Origin of the sequence: Segatella salivae F0493 (assembly GCF_000477535.1) — a bacterium.
GTDB lineage: Bacteria > Bacteroidota > Bacteroidia > Bacteroidales > Bacteroidaceae > Prevotella > Prevotella salivae.
In genome coordinates this window covers 25,624-44,877 of sequence record NZ_AWGW01000003.1, presented here as the reverse complement: position 1 = coordinate 44,877, position 19,254 = coordinate 25,624, and the positions used below count along the sequence as shown (strand labels likewise).

General features: G+C 41.2%; 12 protein-coding genes. All 12 read right to left on the bottom strand.

Annotated elements, in window-relative coordinates:
- Nucleotides 1-132: 132 nt before the first annotated feature.
- Nucleotides 133-1,863: a cellulase family glycosylhydrolase gene (locus HMPREF9145_RS00310; protein ID WP_021824361.1), complete on the bottom strand. Its 1,731-nt coding sequence runs from the start codon at nt 1,861-1,863 to the stop codon at nt 133-135.
- A gap of 107 nt (nt 1,864-1,970) precedes the next feature.
- On the bottom strand, nt 1,971-3,653 hold the full coding sequence (locus HMPREF9145_RS00305) for a hypothetical protein (RefSeq protein WP_021824454.1): 1,683 nt from the start codon (nt 3,651-3,653) through the stop codon (nt 1,971-1,973).
- A 42-nt stretch (nt 3,654-3,695) separates the two neighbouring features.
- The gene (locus tag HMPREF9145_RS00300; protein ID WP_036906085.1) at nt 3,696-5,531 is read right to left on the bottom strand and encodes a hypothetical protein; all 1,836 of its coding nucleotides are present in this window, start codon (nt 5,529-5,531) and stop codon (nt 3,696-3,698) included.
- 43 nt (nt 5,532-5,574) lie between these two features.
- Nucleotides 5,575-7,287: a RagB/SusD family nutrient uptake outer membrane protein gene (locus HMPREF9145_RS00295; protein ID WP_021824419.1), complete on the bottom strand. Its 1,713-nt coding sequence runs from the start codon at nt 7,285-7,287 to the stop codon at nt 5,575-5,577.
- Nucleotides 7,288-7,306: 19 nt separating this feature from the next.
- Complete coding sequence (locus HMPREF9145_RS00290) at nt 7,307-10,456, bottom strand: SusC/RagA family TonB-linked outer membrane protein (RefSeq protein WP_036906053.1); 3,150 nt, start codon at nt 10,454-10,456, stop codon at nt 7,307-7,309.
- A gap of 203 nt (nt 10,457-10,659) precedes the next feature.
- Complete coding sequence (locus tag HMPREF9145_RS00285; RefSeq protein WP_021824347.1) at nt 10,660-11,670, bottom strand: LacI family DNA-binding transcriptional regulator; 1,011 nt, start codon at nt 11,668-11,670, stop codon at nt 10,660-10,662.
- A 777-nt stretch (nt 11,671-12,447) separates the two neighbouring features.
- Nucleotides 12,448-13,086 carry a helix-turn-helix transcriptional regulator gene (locus tag HMPREF9145_RS00280; RefSeq protein WP_021824364.1) on the bottom strand — a complete coding sequence of 213 codons (639 nt, stop codon included), beginning with the start codon at nt 13,084-13,086 and terminating at the stop codon, nt 12,448-12,450.
- Between the two features lie 112 nt (nt 13,087-13,198).
- Nucleotides 13,199-15,724 carry a DUF5686 family protein gene (locus HMPREF9145_RS00275; RefSeq protein WP_021824430.1) on the bottom strand — a complete coding sequence of 842 codons (2,526 nt, stop codon included), beginning with the start codon at nt 15,722-15,724 and terminating at the stop codon, nt 13,199-13,201.
- 31 nt (nt 15,725-15,755) lie between these two features.
- Entirely contained in the window at nt 15,756-16,454 is a 699-nt protein-coding gene (locus HMPREF9145_RS00270; RefSeq protein ID WP_021824407.1) for an HAD family hydrolase, read from the bottom strand.
- 41 nt (nt 16,455-16,495) lie between these two features.
- Complete coding sequence (locus tag HMPREF9145_RS00265) at nt 16,496-17,416, bottom strand: CDP-alcohol phosphatidyltransferase family protein (RefSeq protein WP_021824437.1); 921 nt, start codon at nt 17,414-17,416, stop codon at nt 16,496-16,498.
- Nucleotides 17,413-18,207, bottom strand: coding sequence for a hypothetical protein (locus HMPREF9145_RS00260; protein ID WP_021824450.1), 795 nt, complete (start codon nt 18,205-18,207; stop codon nt 17,413-17,415). Before HMPREF9145_RS00260 ends, HMPREF9145_RS00265 begins: the two co-directional genes overlap by 4 nt.
- Complete coding sequence (locus tag HMPREF9145_RS00255; RefSeq protein WP_021824442.1) at nt 18,204-18,926, bottom strand: nucleotidyltransferase family protein; 723 nt, start codon at nt 18,924-18,926, stop codon at nt 18,204-18,206. Before HMPREF9145_RS00255 ends, HMPREF9145_RS00260 begins: the two co-directional genes overlap by 4 nt.
- Between the last annotated feature and the right edge of the window lie 328 nt (nt 18,927-19,254).

The following is a 19,254-nucleotide window of genomic DNA, read 5'->3' as shown; positions in this document are numbered from 1 at the left end:
CTCATCAGGGGCTAATCTTAATGTGAATCACCCTGATGAGGAACATCAATGAATTGAGAGACTGTTGTCAACAGACTTTCTTTAACTTCTGAGAAAAAAGTAACGGCAACAGCATGAATATAAAATGCCCTCTTATTTTGCTGCAGCTACGCCCGCGTTTATTCCCTCCATGGCCGGTTTATTCCATACATTCAATTGATGACGGTCTATGATTGAGATATTAGGATAATTGGAAACATTGATATCCCAGGCAAAAGGCACGATGCCACGACGTACTGCATACTCGAAGACTGTAGCGTACCAAGACTTCAAAGTAGCGTTGAACGAGGCTTCATTCTTTTGCCAACCAGCACCACATTCGCCTATAATTACAGGGATATTTCGGTCAATAAACGCTGTCTTTAATTTGTCAAAGTCTTCCTTTATGCTATTTTTATCATTCCAAGTAGACACTGCTCCGCTTGTGAAGTTCCACGGATCATAGTAATGAACCTCAACCATTAGGCGATCAGTCTTTGTATCTTGTGGCATTTGCAGATAGTTGCAAGTAGACTGAATGTTTGTAGCTGGACCCTGAACAACAAGTACACGCGATGCGTTATTACCTCCGGTAGCACGCACAGCGTCTACAAAAGCCTGATTATAACGCTGCAATATCGGCGTAAGCTCTTGATGATGACCATTAAAAAGCTTATATTCCTGGAAGGGTTCATTAAGACCTGCGAAGACAACATGCTCGTCATAGTCTTTGAAAGCCTGTGCTATGTTCGTCCAAAGTGCTTTGAGCTGCTTTGTCTTTTCAGTGATTGTAGCCTCATCTACGACTTGAAAATTATCACGAGACCTACTAAAACCATCTACTTCGAGCCAGCCTCCGTCCCAATGATCGTTAATAATGACATAGAGACCATCGGCAAGACAGTAGTTAACGACTTCTTTCACACGCGCCATCCAAGCCTCGTCAATCGACATTTTGGCTTTATCCGTGAGGTGACCCATTACCCATGAGACAGGTAAACGCACGCTCTTAAAACCTTGTTTCTTTACTTCGTCAATAACTTTTTGTGTGGTTTTCGTTGCTTGCCAAGCCGTTTCACTTGAAAGTCCGCCTTGATTCGTGAAATTGTTTACAGCATCTCCGGCCTCAAGAGTATTGCCTAAGTTCCACCCTGGGACCATCAACGCAGCGAGTTCTTTGGCAGAGTGTGTCATTCCCCCTGCGTGTGTACCAGCTTGTTGATTGATAGTCACAGACTCAGTAAGGCTTACATCGCCATGAGAAAGTGTGAAACTAATCGTTGAAGTGCGTGCAGAACCAAAGTTCTTTGCCACTTGAAATTGATGAGTTTCATCCTTCATATTCGCTCGAGTCAAAGGAATTTCGCTCAGCCAATCAGCAGATAAGGTCGTCGTTAGTGGGTTGTTGGCCTGAAGTTTGACAGAGATTACTCCCCCGTTTGCATCAATGTTCATGGTCTTTTCTGACTTAATTACCAAGCCTTCAGTTGACATTTGAGACACATTGACTTGCTTTGTCTCACCACCAACATTGACTGAGAATGTTGTTTTACGGTCGTTATAAGTAGAATTGGAATCAACGACAACCTGATATTTATAAACTACCTTCGAAGTTGACGCTAAAGGGGTTACTTTTAGCCATGTTTCAGAAGATGAAACAACAGGCTTTTCACTTCCACGAACATAAAGTAAGGTCTCACCTCCTGACTTTGCAAACTGCAGTTCGGCTTTAGATAACGTAAACGTAGCGTCTAAAGGAGTGACATTGTCTTCCTTAGAGCAAGAAGCTAAAGCCCAAAGGGTGATAGGAAGCAATAGGAACAATAAGAGATTTATTCTTTTCATTATCTTTATTTTTTATCTAATCATTGTCGGAAGAAAACCTTCTCTCTCGCCGGATGCACAGGGGGTATGGCATATACCCTTTGAGAAGAGAAGTGCTTATCCCGCTATTAATGGTCAAAATCAACACTGATGACATTGACTTTTAACTTCGAACTATCAATCAAATCGGTTGCAAGATTTTTTATATCTATGCAGAACACCTTTGCACCAGCAGCATTAGAGGTGGTCTCCATCCACACTTTATAGGTGCCATCACCATGGATTGTAGCGTCATATTTGTCCCCTGAGAGGCTACTCCAATGATTCACAGCCCATGATTCATCTGCGAATTCGAGTCCAGCGATATGAGAAGTTGCCGCTGTAGGCTTCATATTACCGGCTATTCCCGTAATATTAAAGGTGACAACCATGTTTTTTGAAAACTTGATTTGAGCCGGATTAACAGCCGGAGCATTCTTTGTTGCCCCATATTCATTATAGAGTTCTATTCTGATTCGGCCGTTGTTTTCGAGGTCTCCGACAACAAGTCGATTGGAAAGAGGGTGTAATCCCGTAGTTTTCCGTACCGAACGAACGGCCAAACCAAGGTTACGTGTAGATAAACCACAAGCTGCTGAGCCCGCGGAAAGCTTCAAGGTGTGGCTATAATCATTGACAATATCGTAGTGACTGCCTGTCCAATATAGCCCTTCTGCATCAGAAGTGGAAACAACCTGACCTTTACGATAGCCTGTATAAGGCATAAAGATGCTATTACCATTAGCTGCTTTGAAACGGATTCCTTTCACTCCACCGACGGTTTCCTCCTTTTGAGTCGTCTTTTCGACCAATTCTTTCACCTGATTTGCGGTTGGCATTGAAGACTTCACCATTGAATTACCATCAATATCGGCTTGAGTAGCGATGTCGTTTGCCGTTGAAGCAATGTCGTTCACTATAGGATAGTCGGGCAAGAAATCACTCTGCATGAGTCCAGTGGGGTCACCAAAGGCGGTGAGTACACCTATTTCTTGTTCCTTTTCGGCTCCAATATTGCACTTTGCCCATAGTACTGATAAGCCAAGATCAACGTATTCCATCTCTTGCGGACGTGTTTTGAAGTGCTTAACTTCACCATAAACCACCCCATCCCCTAAATAAAAGTAAGGTATATAATAATAGGTGTGGCCAGGAATAAGGCCCGAAAGGTCATAAGAAAACTTGTTTTTTACTGATGAAAAAGCATAATCAACACCTTGTTCAACATCATTTTGTGAAGCCGAAAGTTTGAAACCACACCGTATTTCGGTTTGTCCTTCAACCATGATACCATCAAGTCCGTGCATAGAAGCAGTGAGTGTAGCCTTTGTTGGCGTTATATTTGTAGCGTCATCTGTCGTTATTTTAGCGTCTGTTGAGACAAAACTCTTCACGTCACCAAAGGTAGTTAACTGACCTTCGAGCGTCACATAAGTGGCATAATAATAAGTAACGCCTTTAGAAAGTCCTTGCAAACGTGTTGTCACTACCCCTAAAGAATCGATAGTTCCCACGACCCTTTGTCCAGTGGTTTTAGGGTCCTCACGCGTTCCATAGACTACTCCCACGTTGTAAGAAGCAGCATTCATCTGTGAAAGGTCAGTTACTTTACCTTTTACTATGGCCGAAACAGCTGTCACTGTTGCATCACCCGTCTCAACCGTTTTGATGACTTTACCTGTTGCTATCGTAAAATCTTCATTGTTACTACATGAGAATAACGTGAAGAACAGCGTCATAACCACGAGGCTAACGATATGTTTAATTTTCATAATCCTTACATTTAATTTGTCAAAATCGATTGTTTTATGTCGTTAAGGCTCCATAACATTTGACCCACAATCATAAGAAACGTGTACCTTTACAGCCAAAGAATGAGAAAAATTATAATGAACGCAGTCGTTCTTTGTTGCTCCCCATGGATTAACAATATAGCGACGAGCTGTTGAATGGTCGTTATCAGCAGTACCACGATTAATCGTTGCATCGTTGAAAGAAACATCATGACCATCGACTTTGATGCTGACAATCTTCACATCACATTGATGATGGTCTTTAAAAAGCTTTGGAATATCTAAGTAAACACCATAAGCATTGGTTTGAGACCCATTTAATGTAAACGTATAATCACCATCTCCTGTGATAAATACAGGGTTACTTGCCTTAGAATTATAGCCAGAATCAAAGACATAGAGCGTGCCGGCATAACGTTTTATGGCTGCATTTGCATTATTTTGTGCCACCCAATGATAGCCCTGATATTGGAAAACATGGCCTTGATCATCTATACAAGACTTACCAAGCCATAGATCTTTCAGTGCGCCAGAATAGTTATCAGTAGATACCGAAAGTACTCTTAGCGTATGATCAGCATTGGTTGACATATTAAAATCAGCTGATAAAGGAGTATTTCCTAAGCCATTTGAGAATGTAAAGACACCCTCATCAGAAAGTGTGTAGGTTCCTTTCACTTGACTACCACTTGGAGAAGTATAGACATAAGTGCGTGAGTTAGCATCCTTTCCAAAATACATTACGAGCTTAGCATCCTCTGACCCTGAGACAGGAGCAAGGGAAAGATTCTTCGTTGTGCCGTCAAGATTACAGTAATCAAAGGCTTTTCCCTCATCATCTTTAGCCAACTTGTAAGTTATTTCGCGGTTCGTGGTGTTCTCAAGCAAGTTTTTCCAACCCTCAACAAGCGTAGGTTTAACATTATCATTGACGGGCTTTGCGTTGGGTTTCCAGTTATCCCAGTATTCCTGTGATACGAAATTGTAACACAATTTACATGGACCTTCTGAAGAGTTATCACGCAAAACAGCTACCTGAAGTCGGTCATTATCCAAGCCGAAGAGTGATAGATTACTACTCCAATTGGTTACAACACCATCGTGTTCTGCATTGTGAAGCAACTTAACATCAGTGAAAGTAATGGTATGTTTCTCGGGATCTAACATATAAGTTCCTTTCATTGTCTTCCCTGATTCGGCATCATAGATCGTGACATGAGCACCATCTTTCAAATCAAACTCCATGTAACCATGGTCCATAGCCTTCATAACCCATCCGTTACTTGCTATATCTGGTATCCAGCTCCAGGTGTCTCCATCGATCTCTTGGCCTAACATCACACTATTCCAATTGTCATCTGTGCCCCAGAAACCCAATGGACCTGCCCATAAATCAGAATGTTTGGTAATCTTGTTTGCATCGATATCGAGTTTCCATCGCTTGGAATGACCTACTCCACCACTAATCATTGTCCACAAAGGATCATTGACAAAGCCTGCAAAAAAGGTATTAACCGTAAACTCAGTGTAAGGTCCCCATACGAAGCCTCCACGCGTTTCAGCTCCCATTCTGACTTTATACGTGCCCTTGAAAGGCATCTTCAATGTCACTTCATCACTCTGATAACGTCCTTGAGGAGTATCTATTGTCACCGAATAACGATTAGGAAGCAAGCTCTTTACGATGATAATATTGGGGTTAGAAGCGTCATGTTTTATCTCATAAGCTATGCCTTCGACGAGATCATCAGCTGATAAATCTTTATCACCCAAGCTAAATGAGTCGGGAGAACAACTCGTTTGAAGGAGCATTATGACTGAAGTAATCAGCAGATATAAGTATTGTTTTATTTTCATAAACTTCATTCTTAACTATAAAATCTTTGAAATAACCAGTCTTTTACCATCCGGCGTTCTGTTTTAACACGCCATTACTCAAGGTAATTTGAGTGAGAGGAATCTGACAGAAGCCGCGTTTCTTCACGATATTTAGAGCATCTATGTTGACCTTTTCCTTCACTCCACCACTTAATAGCACGGTATTATGTTCAGCAATTTGATTCGATGCAACAGACAATCCCTGTCGAAGTTCATCCCAATATCTAATGCCTTCAAAGGCAAACTCCTTTTGACGCTCACGCCAAATGTTTTCTTTCGTGGCTGAAATCACCGTATAGTTGCCGTTGAGTGAGCCATCTGACTGAGTGTATGCACGCTTTCTGACCTCATTAAGATAGTCTTGCGCGTGACTACTCCCTAATTCTGAAGCCATCAAAAGCACGTCGGCATAACGCAGAAGCACCCAATCTTGATACTGAGAAATCATAAAGTCTCCCGCCATATCACCTTGAAGGTAAGATACAAGCGATGTCGTTCCGTCACTATTTGTCATATTTTTGCTCAAAGGGGTATACTTTTTAATGGTATAACCCGTATATTCTCGCTGGTCAGCTATGTATTTCTGTTCATAGTTTTGCAGCTGCTGACAGTCTATTATGGATGCTTGTCGACGCGAATCTCCTTGTCCATAGACTGCAGCTTGTTTTGGATTAACCGTTAATGCGCCCCAACCTTGTCCATAACGATTATATACATCGCCATTCGTTCGTAGGCCAAGCATCACTACAAAGCGGTTACCATCTTCGTTACCATCGTAATCTCCCGTATAGTTAAACTTCAAAGAGAGAACCGTTTCCTTATTACCTACGCCAGCATATGACGATTTATCCACCCAATGATCAATGTAGTTACCGGTCTTATCATCAGAAGAAGCTGGCCAAAGGTCTTTGAAACGATTCACTAAGCCATACTCTCCACTTTGTATAATGGCTTCACAATAGGCTAAAGCTTTGGCCTTTGTGAGTCCACCCGGCATGGGTTTACCTTCATTATTGTTATAAACACCATCATAAAACAGATAGACTCGCGCCAACATTCCCATGGCAGCATAACGTGTTATGTGTCCATCGTTTGTGGCAGCATCGGCTTTTGGATAGGCATCTGCTGGGATTTTATCGGCTGCATAGGTTAAGTCTTTGACAATAAGTGAATAAACTGAGTCTGGATTTGCTTGTGGAACATTATCCTTTGTGGCATGAATCAACAGCGGAATACGTTCCCATGTGCGCACCATATCAAAGTAACAAATAGCTCGAATAGCATGTGTCTCACCAAGATATGTATCTTTTGCACGTGTATCATCCCACGAAATACCTTCTGCTTTGTCGATAAATTCATTGCAACGGAATACAGCTGCATAGTAAAGTCCCCACAACTTATTGTGCATATCAGTATAAGAGGGCGCCTCATTCATATCAAAACGATCCAAGATTTGCGTGTTTCGACCATCTGTATTGCCTGTTCCACCGAAACATTCATCACTCATTGTCTCAGTAAGTTGATAGAGTGTAAAGTCTGGTCCGCCTGAAACCGTACGCTGCCAACCATCATAACATGCGTATAAAGAACGCAAACCATCATCTTGACTCTTATAATAATTGGAGGAATTACTTTCTGTTTTAGATGCAACATCAAGCCAACTTTCAGTACAAGAAGATAGTGTTCCTGCAACGAATAAACTGGAAACAGAAAATATTAATATATTTGTTTTCATATCAAATACTTGTTATTAATTAGAACTTAAGATTTAATCCCACCAAAACGGTACGAGGACGAGGATAATATCCGAGGTCAATTCCAGAGGCCCAACCATTGATTCCATAGCCAATTTCAGGGTCCATACCATTATATTTGGTAAAGGTGAAGGCATTCTGGACCTGTAAATACAAGCGAGCTTGACTGAAAAGTTTTGTCTTCATAAGTCGAACAAAGTCATAATCCAAGGTGATATTGCTAATACGCAGAAAGCTTCCATCATGTATAAACAAATCAGAGAACTGCCAGTTAACATTGATTTCCGTTACACGTGGATAGCGATTACTCGTTCCTTCGCCTGTCCATCGGCTCAAAACTTCAGTAGTATAGTTCGCGGTTTTCTCCCCAACATTGCGATAAGTCTGTACAATGTCATTACCAACCATACCATTTGCCGTCACGTTTAGGTCGAAACCTTTATAATCAAAGCCAAGAGAGAAACCATAAGTAAAGTCTGGCATGCCGTTACCGAGATTCACTTTATCGGCATCATTGATGATACCATTGTGGTCAACATCATAATATTTCAAATCGCCGGGCTTCACATCGTTCTGTAAGATGCCATTACCTGCGGCTATCCAATTACGAATGTCCTGCTGATTCTGGAATACTCCCGCCGTCTTATAACCCCAAAAGTAACCTATTGGGCGTCCATTACTTGAGCGATAAAATTCAGTTGAGTTGTCATATAGCTGTCCGTTACCGTCTGTTCCATGAATAATTCCATCTTCTGTAGGTATGTTTCCCACCTCATTATGATTGTAAGCACCATTCAAATTGACATAATAATGGAAGTCCTTTCCTATGTGATCATTCCATCCTAAGCCTAATTCTACACCGGTATTCTTTACACTTCCACCATTAATATAAGGCGCACCTGTTCCTGCTGTGGCCAGAATTGGAGCAACAACTAACCAATCTTTCGTCTTTTTATAATACCAATCGAAGTTTATATTCAGTCTTCCGCCAAGCGCACGCGTATCAAATCCCAAATCAATCTGTTCTGAAGTTTCCCACCGAACCTTTTCATTTGCCAGACGACTTTCATAAGCTCCATAGTAAGGGGCTTGCGCTGCAGCTCCATATTTGTTGCCAAACAGATAATAAACACAACTTGTTGTGATTGGCGATACAAACATAAGGTCTCCTATATTTTGGTTACCCACTTGCCCCCAACTAACACGAAGCTTGAAATAATCAAGCACCTTGGCCAATGGTTGCCAAAACTTCTCGTTAGAAACTAACCAACCTGCACTCATGGAAGGGAAGTAACCCCATCGGTTTCCCTTAGCAAACTTACTGGAAGCATCGGCACGTAACGTTGCATTAAACATGTAAGTTTCCTTCCAGTTCCATCCAATTCTGCCGAAATATGAGAACATTCGCTGATCCAAAGCAGGCGCACCACTTGCTCCAAGCCCTTCTTCGGGAGTTGAAGCAGAGCCATTACTCACATAAGCATGCCGCCAATCATCAAATCCTCCCTTTAGTTTTCCTTGATTACCACTAACTCCTACGCCAAAAAATTGATAGGCTTCTGTTCCTAACAGCGCATTAAACGAATGGTCATTCCACTTCCAATTATAACTCAACGTATTCGTCCAAGTCAACTGTTGATTGTGTCCTGCACTCTGAGAAACACGAGTTTGATTGATGTTACGAGAAAAATCACTAAATTCATAGAGTGGAGTGAAGTGGCGATAGTCCTCACTATAGTACTCATATCCTAACACTGTGCGAAACCGAAGGTTCTTAATGATCTCGGCATCTGCATAAACATTGGCGCTAAATCGAGCCGCATTGTTTTCATTATTGGTATTAGTCATCATCAAACCATAAGGGTTTCCGAGTCCTTGAACGTCTTGCCAATCCATGAATTTTGTATTCAAGTAGGGGCTCTTATAATTGTTCTTACCATACAAAGGCACTATAGGAGGCATACCGAATGCCCCTCTTAAGTTATTATCATAGGCGCCTCCAACGGCTATTCCACGGCTTTTCGTATAGATAAAACTAACTTGTTCGCCCACTTTCAACCATGGTTTAACGGCCCAATCTGAATTAACACGGAAGTTATATCGCTCATAGTTGCTGACATCTTTACCACCAACAATGCCCTCTTGATTCATATATCCTAACGTCATTGCATAGTTTCCAGACTTACTTCCACCTGTAACACCTATATTATATGAGCCAGTCTTCGCATTCTTCTTAAACATCTGTCCCACCCAATCAGTGTCAACGATGCTGCCATCTTCATGATAAATACTCTTGAAGGCACTCCAATCATAGGGTAATTTACCAGAGTTCACTGCTTGTTCGTCAAGGATTGTCATATATTCCTTAGCATTTAGCATCTTTATCGAACGCGGTTTATTCTGCCATCCGACATATCCGTCAAAGCTTACTACGGCTCTTCCTTCCTTACCGCTTTTCGTTGTGATGAGTACAACGCCATTAGCTGATTGAGAACCATATATAGCTGCCGATGCCGCATCTTTCAAAACATCTATACTTTCGATATCCGCGGGATTCAAAGATGCTATATCTCCACGAATGCCATCAATGATATAAAGAGGATCACTGCCGTTAATCGTTCCCATACCACGTATGTTTACCTTCATGCCTGAACCCGGTTGACCGCTCTCTGAGATAATAGTCATACCAGGAGTTTGGCCTTGAAGAGCTTGCAAAGGATTAGAAGTGTTGAGCTTGGCAATGTCATCTCCCTTCACGTTTATATTGGCTCCAGTGACAAGTTTCTTTTTTTGTACGCCATAACCAATTACGACAACGTCGTTCAAAGAGTTGGCTTCTTCATCTAATTTGATGACCAATTGCCCATCACTAATCTTTACGCGTTTTGTCACATAGCCGATATAACTGACCACTAACGTCTGTCCTTCTGCGGCTTCTATGGTAAATACTCCATCAAGGTCGGTCACTGTACCGCCTTGTTTGCCTTGCACTACAACCGTCGCACCCATTAAAGGTTCATTATCGGAAGTCGAAATGACCTTTCCTGTGATGGTTTTAGCACAGAGATTTGACACTGATAACAGCATGAAAACTGTTAAAACAGCTTTGCAAAAGATTGTTTTGCTTTGACTAAGAAACGATCTTCTCATAGCTAATTTGTATTAGGTTTAAAATTGATTGTTAATTTGTTGTTTATCTATTCTTCTTTAGGTTTATTGTATGCAAAGTTAGTTAGAATCTTAAAAGCACTTTATAGTTGATGTTTTCAAGGTGTAAACTAAACGTAATTAGTCGTGTATAAAATGTTTCTTCAAGTAGTATGTTTTGTTAATCAGGCATAGATGGGCACATATTATTTCTCGGAACTCTCCCTGATTTTAAGGATCATAGGAACTATTTCCTTATAAATGTGCTTGTCACCTGCAAGATGTCGAAGCAACAATTCACAGCTTTTAGAACCTTGTTCATGTGCCTGGTCCATGATAGCACTAAGCTTTGGTGTCACAAAAGCAGCCGAGTCGCCATCTGTAAAGCCAATAATTGCCACGTCATTCGGTATTTGAAGACCACATGTTTTGATAGCATCAAAGGCCGCATAAGTAAGGATATCATTGAACGCCAGAATGGCATCAGGGCGATTTTCACGTTGAAGCAACTGCAAAGTTGACAGCCGTGCCTCGTCGAAATCAATCTTTCCACAACACACCAAGTCACGATCTATCGGCAAACGATACTCTCGTAAGGCTTCAAGATAGCCGTGTTTACGGCGCTTTACCATGTCAAGATGGTTTGGCCCTCCTATGAAAGCAATACGCCGACAGCCTCGTTCTATGAGATGAACTGTGGCTTCTTGTGCTGCCTCTGCACCATTACCAACAACCTGAGAGAACTTCTCCGGCAAGCAAGTTCGGGCGAAAAAGACCACAGGAATGCCCATATCGTAAAGCTGAAGATAGTGTTCATAGTCGACCGTATCTTGCGCAAGACAGGCTATAATGCCATCAACGTGCAGAGAAAGAAAGTTCTCTATTGCCCGCTCTTCACGTAGATGACTTTCATGACTGTTTGCACTAACAACTGAATAACCATGGCGTGAGGCGTAATCTTCAATGCCATCAAGCACTGAAGCATAATAATGTGTGACGAGATTGGGCACAATCACCCCAATCACACGCGCTGCTTCTTTGCGTAGACTCTGTGCAAAAGGATTCGGACGATAGTTCATTTGCTTGGCCAAAGCCTTCACTTTCTGTCGCATCTCCTCCCCCACTTCATGACTACCACGCAGTGCACGTGACACCGTAGCAATGCTAACACCCAATGCTTGCGCTAAATCTTTCAACGAGGTTCTATGTGGCTTCATGACAAAATCATTATGTTTTTGAAAAAGATTTATTCATTTTGCTCGATGACAAAGATACGAAAAAAATAAAAAATGACAATAAACATCTGCAATAAAATAAGTAATCACAATGCAAAATATCTCCTATTTTTATCTAAAAAACTGCTTAAAAGATAACAAAACGGCAAATATAAGCGCAAGAAACATGATATATTTTTTCGTAAGATTATAACAATTCGCTCAGCGATACCATTAAAACGTGGTATCATATTATTGAACTAAGGATGAAAAGTCATGAGTTTCTCTCACCTCACAAAAAGAAAAACAGGCAAATAATGAAGTGTTTTACGACATAAATTGTAAAGAAATATAGCCTAAAAAAGAGGAGTTGAGAAGAAGGCAATTAGAATAAGAGGAGACGAAACATGAGCCTTTCTGGCATGAAATCAAATAAACGTTTCCTTCAAAAAACGGATAACATGATATGAACTGGGTCATATCATCTCACTAAACGCCTGTTATCACATCGTAAACACCCACAAATCACACGATAATTCAAGCCATATTACTACATAAAATCATAGGAAATACATTTATTTTCATAACATTTCATGTCGTATTTTCCATGATTTCACCTATCACTTTGATAGTCAGCATCTTACTAAACCGCTGTAAAACCGCCGTATTCTGAAATGAAAAACATTTGGTTTTGAATAGCTTAATCCTGAGTAAGCTATTGTAAAATAATATTAAAATATTTATTTTGAGGCCAAAAGAGAATGGCGTAAGGCCCTATTATCAAATATAATATTCTGCAGAATCTATCAACCCAGCCCGCAAGGCATATTTCGTAGCCTCATGAATCGTGTTTACTCCAAGCTTACGAAAAATGTTTTTACGATGCGTATTGACGGTATGAAAGCTGGAAAAACGCTTTTCTGCTATCTCACGCGTAGTCATTCCGAGTGCTATATCCTTTAGAATCTCGGTTTCAGTAGGCGTCAGTTTCACGTGTTCCAATTGAGGTTGTGCTGGCGCGAGTAGCATTTCAGCCATTCGTTGGCATATAAATCGGCGGTCATGAATGGCATAATCGAGGCCAACTCTAATCTCTTGAAGATTACATTCTTTAAGTAAGATGCTAAAACGAGGGGAAGACGACACAAGAACATGTACGAAATCAACACTCAAATCTTCACAGAACAGCACCCAATGCACCTTGGTATAGCGCTCACTCAATATCATCAGTTCAGCAGAATCATTGATATCAAAGAGTGTATAGTCAAGAACCACGACACGATTGGCATCATGTTGCAGCGCAACGAGCAGTTCGGCTTTGTCTTCTATATAGCGTGTGGTGATTCCATTGAAGCTTTCGATGACATACATTAAGCCAGCTCGCGTAATATCTTGCCTATCGGCTAAAAGTATTTCCATTCAAATCCTATTTCCTACAAAGATACATAAAATCATGAAAAGGCAAAAATTGAAACCAAAAAAGCTGATGATTCTATCCAAAACTCTGTCAATCATCAGCCTCATCTATTGCTTAGAAGGTCACACGCAGCATGAATCTCACTCCGTTTTTCTTAGCCGTTGGCAACGAATTATAGTTGCATCGGTGAACAAACTCCACGTGAAGCAGTTTGAAAATATTGTGGATTCCAGCAATAAGTTCTACGTATGGGCGCTTAGGATCCATGACATAACTGCCTGTGGGGAAGGCCCACACGGCAGGATCTCCGCTATTTGCCAACAAGTTTGGATTGTTCTTATCGCTCAATTTCCCCCAAAGTGTCTTCACACCAAGGTACTCTCGCCACTTAAGTTTCTTCAAAAGAGGTATTCGATTGAATAGTTTTCCGTTCAAATCCCAGCTTACATGCAGGCTCGCATAACGGTCATTGAGGAACTCCATGTTATTAATCATGTTGAAAGTCTCGTCTTGTGTGATGTAACTTAAGTTCGCTGCCGGCATGATTAGCAATGGATAAGGCACTTTATTCCATTGAATCCCGGCCTTAGCATAAGCATCTATCTTTCCCCATGAATTCATCCAGAAGCGTTTAAAGATACCCGCTTCCGTAAAATTATAATGATATTGGCCTCCAAGTAGCTTTACTCCCATTGTATGACCGAGGGTAAACACTGGAGCATCTAAGTTTACTGGTATGCGACGTTGCTTCGTATTGATGTATGTTCTGCCTGGAGCAAACTGGAAATTCACGTTAAATTCGGTAGTGCGAAGATGGTCAACAGGGAATAACAAGGCACCCGCGGGCTTATCTTCTTCAGTCTTTACGCCAACAATAGACCGCAATCCACCTTCTGACTCCCATTCAAACTGAAGCTGCTGACGGTTATAAAACATCATCTTATCTACCTTTGCCCACTTCAAAGCCGTGAAAACATTATCCTTATCTGTATGCATGAACTTATCAGAAGGCGACATAATATCATAGGTAGAGGTAAAAGTCAGCGTGCGTTTTGGGAACTCTCGTGGCAAATAGTCTTTCTTATTGAACGAATAAGTGAGTTCACCTTTATAATAATTGCGTCGACTTCTCCATCCATGTGCATAGTAACCAGAGAGGAACCAGTGTTTATTGAGGTTGGCAGTTGTTTGTGCACTCACACGTGTTCGAAGCCCGTCAATGAAGTTAGAAGTAAGCATTGTGTTGACAGGACCTATATCTACCTTGCTGGGATGATACATATCGCCTGTTTCTACAAAGTTTTCAACCAATGCTTTGCCTGCAAACAAAACATACTTAAAGCCGTTAAGTTGTTCGATTCGATGGATAAAGGCCGACATTCCGTCTTCACTCTTCGTGAGTTCTACCGTGCGATATTGATTCCAAAAGGCTTCATCGCGCATCATAGCATTGGCTTCTCGTCGAGTAGAAGCCTTGCCTTTGAAGAGTTGTTTGGGCAGTTTGTCGAAGGCATAATCACTCAATCGTGTCGTACGTACTACCAAAGCTTTCGACAAGAACTTAGCAACCTTCAGTTCAACCACCATATCATCTACGCTCAACACCCACTCTCCGTTTGGCAATTTGGTGTATTCTTGCGTCAAGGTAAGGTCGTCTATAAAGTTAACATCACTGCGTTTGGGTATTGACAGCACGCATTTCTTCAGATGAAGTGTTGAGTCTGCCAGGATATATAAGTCACCTCGGAAGCCAAAGTCTTGCTGATTGTTGGGTAAGAACTGCAAATGATAACAGAGATTCTGGTCAACATAGACCGTGTCTTCTATATAATAACGATAGAAAGAGATAGCATCCTTGCCGATAGGGCTTGTGAATGGATGCTGCAATAGCCGCACTTGATTGTCATAAAGGTCTACATCTGTGAAGACATCTTTGAGCATCGTGTTGATGATATCCCCCGTTTCCAAGAATTGATTGACACCCGTTGACTGCTGCCCCATAATGATATCCTTCTCACTTTTTGGGTCTTTGCGATATAAGTGTTGGGTGACAGTCTCGTCAACCGATAGAGGAAGAATCAGTTTATGATTGTAAGGACTCGTCTCTATTTGGTCAATGAGCCATTGTTTCTTGGCAAAAAAGCCACTATCTAAATCGGAAGGATGAATATCATTGACTGCAACAGTTATCTTTTGATACTTATTGTACTGATAGAAGTCATGGTTGTTGAGGTCTGTTTTCTTCTTTGCGGCAATGACACGACGCATTAATTCGACTGCAGGATTATCCTTTCGGCTATACCGATTGCGCCTACTCTTGACAACAACACCTTTCAAAGTACGTGTGTCGGGTTTGAGTTTAACATTCAAAAAGGCCGCAGAGCCTTCCTTGATTGCATATTCTTTGCTCTGATATCCTACGGCACTAATCGTTAATAACCATCCTTCGTGACGGTCAATTGTAAATTGTCCGTGTGCATCTCCACTCACTGCAATCTGATGTCCCTTATAAGTTGCACTCGGATATAATATAGTATCCCCAGTCTGTGCATCTATTACAACGCCTCGAATCTGTGCCATTGCAGAAAGAGATGCAGCAAAAAGCACTAAAAGAACGAATATATATCTCCTGAAAATCATATCTTTATTACCTTATTTATATTGTCGTTAGCTAAAGAAGTTGGGCAATATCTGTGATAATTTGATTGGGAAGCGTTTCATCATACTGCTGATTGGTCCAGCCTTCTCCCTTAAACCAAATGGTATGACAACCGATTTTATGAGCCGGTTCGATGTCTTTATAGAAGCTATCTCCTACGACTGCGACCTCTTCGGCACGTAAGTTTAGTCGCTCAACACCAAGCTTATAGATCCTCGGATCAGGCTTTCTAATCCCTACTGCGGCACTCTCTATAATATCATTAAACAGATAATCGAGTCCAAACTCTTTCAAAACAACACCTACATTGCCATAGAAATTGCTCACAAGTACCATTGGATAACGCTCATGAAGACGTTCCAACACAGCACGACTATGCGTTGTTGTCTTCACCACTTGGGCGTAAACATCTTCTAAAAGCACCTGATGTAAACGATTGAATGACGTTTCATCAATGTCCAAAAGCCCTTTTTTGCAGAGATATTCAAACTCTAAACGCAACTTAATTTCTAAGGTTTTACGAAACGTATAATCGTGTTTTATCAAAGGAGAACTACCTAAAGTGCGCTCTCCATAGACGTAAGCGTCTCGGAAATCGGATTCACTTATGGGCACGTTTTGACGCTCATAAGCATGCCAAAGCACTTTTCCCCAATGCTGACCTGCCGTATCTAACGTTGCGCCATAATCGAAAATATAACCTTTTATCATTGTCGTTAACTGCAAAGAAACATTATATTAAGATAAAAACACTATGCCATCTCCTTGTAAAGTCGCTCACATAGCTGCTCATGTTCATGGTGCATGTGAACATACATGGCACTCATGATGATGATTTCAAATAGTGGATACACCCAAACTTCATTCGTTAGACACGCGATATAACAGACAATAGCGCGCAAATTGAATGTAAGCAGGTTGGTATACTTCATCAATGGGCGTGAGCCGGCAAGGAAACGGCGACGCAATTCGTCGTCTTTTGAGCTTGCATTCCACTTCATAAAGAACTTCTGAAAGGCTGGAGTTCGCTTCTCTTGGCTATGACAATACTTCGCATAATTACTGTAAAAGAGTCGATCCCAGAATGCCCCGTGCTTGGGAAGTGCCTTTAAGATCTCTGCTTGTTTTTGGTAACTATCAAGTTCACTGCCTTCTTTTCCCTTTAAAAAGAATAGATGTATCTGCCTATAATAATCGGAAAGAGAGCTTTGAGGAGCATGACATAGGAAGCCAGCAACGCTACATAACACCCAACTTCCTATGCCCCAATGCACATCTGTGAATGGAATCTGTTGATGATATAAACGTAAAGCTATCGCAACATAAATGAAAAAGAACCACACATCGCCTGAAAAGCCATCGAGCATACGCCCAATGAGTGTTTTCTTTCCCGACAAACGAGCCATCTGTCCGTCTGTAGAGTCACAGAAATTTGCCAGCATCAGCAACACCATCCCTATCAGATTATGTTGCAAATCGGTATAATAAAACATGCAACCTGCCGTTGCTCCAAGGAATATTGAGAGTATAGTTATCGCGTTAGGATGTACATTTAACCGATTCCATAGCAAGGCAAAGACGAGTCCTATGGGTCGAGTGAAGTGCACATCTAACCATTCTTCTGTATCGTTGGACTTGAAAGAAGCCTGTAACAAGGCTTTGAAATTACTCATATCTGACTGTTTATTTTGTTCTTTATATAATGAATGATAGCCTCAGATGCTTCATTTCGACAGCGTGAAAAGCTGGGCCAGTCGTTGAAATCAATGATATAGAAGGCTCCAGAGGCTGTAACAATGGCGTCACCTCCATAGACTTCCACGCCCGTAAGCATTGAAACACGTTCTGCAATGGCTTGTAAAGCATCAACATCAAAGTCATAATGATGTGCTTCTCCATTCAATTTTTCATCTCCAAACTTAGATATTCCATCATCATTCGGATAATAATAACGGAAGAAACCACCGCGAACACCATAGAATTTGACGAGATCGCCTGGGATATGTGCCTGAACTATCCAATTCGTTACACCGCGAATAACAAATGAAGCCTGTTGATTGGCCAACGCTGCACGGTCTTTACAATAGACAACATCAGCCTTACTTTGAGCTGACATGTCTCCTCTTTTCAGCCAATAGCCCTCTTTTCCTTCTGAATCGGGAATGGGAAGGCCCTCTATTCTCATAGCTTCATTGAGCCAACCACGTTCACATCGCTCCACACTATAAGCCGAATTGATGACCAAAGCACCTTCATTCTCCTTTTCTTTCAATAGCTCAAGTGTCGTCGAATGACGTGCCATCGAGACATAAACATCGGCATTTTCTTCGCTCGTCAGCATCTTTTCATCAATCATTTTGATTGAATCTCCGAGTCCATCAAGCACTTGTTGCAAAATCATTCGGTCTTTTTCGACTGAATTAGGCGAGAAGATTGCGTCGCGTTTTATGCCTACTATTTTCATCTTAAGAATGCTTCGGCCTTACGAATATCATCTGCATGGTCGACATCCATTATCTTAGAGAAGCGAAAAGCCTTTAATTTTCGACCATCACGAATTAGCCCTCGCTGAAAGTTTCGCATGCGACTTTCACCTCGTTGCATACATTCTTGAAGTGTTTGAAAGGCATTTGGCGCCAAACCATATATGCCTCCAGAAATAAATTTGCATGTTCCTTCAACGTTGTTATCAAGGAAAGCCGTGATGTTCATAGCCTCATCCGTTTCCACATAAAGTGGTTTCTCATCGTCAATAAAGTCAGTAACTCCCATCACTCCATCTTCTCCGTCTGCCAACTGCTGCTGAAAAGCACGAAGAAATGCGTCAAACTCCTCTTCTTTGAATATCGTATCAACAGTTGTTAGAACGAAAGGAGCCGGTTTCATGGCTTTACTTAATTCATAAAAACTATGCATTGAGCTTGGTGTTGTCTTCACAATGAAGTTCAAAGGGATAGGTCTTCCTTCGAGACCATCCTCTTCTATGTGCATCAAATGACGGCTTACATCCGATGTTAAGGCGTTACATATCACCGAGATTTGGTCGGCATCATGGTCCATAAAGATATGAATCAAACGATCTATCAGCCGTTCATTGTTAACTTTTACCAAGGGTTTAGGAGTCACAATCCCTTCTTGTGCAAGCCGAGAACCTTCACCTGCGGCTATAATTACATAATTCATTTCTTCTTGTTTAATACTTCTTATATGCTGCAAAAATACATATTATATATGAAACTGAGAAAACTTTTATTTTATATTTTGTTTTTTGAACGCTGGAAATGACGGAAACAATGGAATAAAAACAGCAGAATTTCAACCTGATATCAAACAAAAAGTGTTGTCATCTGCTACAAACACAATACCAAAACATCGCCTAAAAAATTATCTCCTATGCGATTCTACCTTGCAACTAAGCCAATAGCAATGCACAAAGAAAATCTTTTCATTTCCTATTGCAGCCTCAAAGAAAAAACATTATCTTTGCCCTCATTATTCAACAACTATTAAT

What these genes read in the sequence shown, in the direction of transcription:
- HMPREF9145_RS00260 (WP_021824450.1), bottom strand. Translation starts at nt 18,207, where the DNA reads ATGAAAATAGTAGGCATAAAACGCGACGCAATCTTCTCGCCTAATTCA.
- HMPREF9145_RS00300 (WP_036906085.1), bottom strand. Translation starts at nt 5,531, where the DNA reads ATGAAAATAAAACAATACTTATATCTGCTGATTACTTCAGTCATAATG.
- HMPREF9145_RS00290 (WP_036906053.1), bottom strand. Translation starts at nt 10,456, where the DNA reads ATGAGAAGATCGTTTCTTAGTCAAAGCAAAACAATCTTTTGCAAAGCT.
- HMPREF9145_RS00305 (WP_021824454.1), bottom strand. Translation starts at nt 3,653, where the DNA reads ATGAAAATTAAACATATCGTTAGCCTCGTGGTTATGACGCTGTTCTTC.
- HMPREF9145_RS00280 (WP_021824364.1), bottom strand. Translation starts at nt 13,086, where the DNA reads ATGGAAATACTTTTAGCCGATAGGCAAGATATTACGCGAGCTGGCTTA.
- HMPREF9145_RS00255 (WP_021824442.1), bottom strand. Translation starts at nt 18,926, where the DNA reads ATGAATTATGTAATTATAGCCGCAGGTGAAGGTTCTCGGCTTGCACAA.
- HMPREF9145_RS00270 (WP_021824407.1), bottom strand. Translation starts at nt 16,454, where the DNA reads ATGATAAAAGGTTATATTTTCGATTATGGCGCAACGTTAGATACGGCA.
- HMPREF9145_RS00285 (WP_021824347.1), bottom strand. Translation starts at nt 11,670, where the DNA reads ATGAAGCCACATAGAACCTCGTTGAAAGATTTAGCGCAAGCATTGGGT.
- HMPREF9145_RS00275 (WP_021824430.1), bottom strand. Translation starts at nt 15,724, where the DNA reads ATGATTTTCAGGAGATATATATTCGTTCTTTTAGTGCTTTTTGCTGCA.
- HMPREF9145_RS00295 (WP_021824419.1), bottom strand. Translation starts at nt 7,287, where the DNA reads ATGAAAACAAATATATTAATATTTTCTGTTTCCAGTTTATTCGTTGCA.
- HMPREF9145_RS00265 (WP_021824437.1), bottom strand. Translation starts at nt 17,416, where the DNA reads ATGAGTAATTTCAAAGCCTTGTTACAGGCTTCTTTCAAGTCCAACGAT.
- HMPREF9145_RS00310 (WP_021824361.1), bottom strand. Translation starts at nt 1,863, where the DNA reads ATGAAAAGAATAAATCTCTTATTGTTCCTATTGCTTCCTATCACCCTT.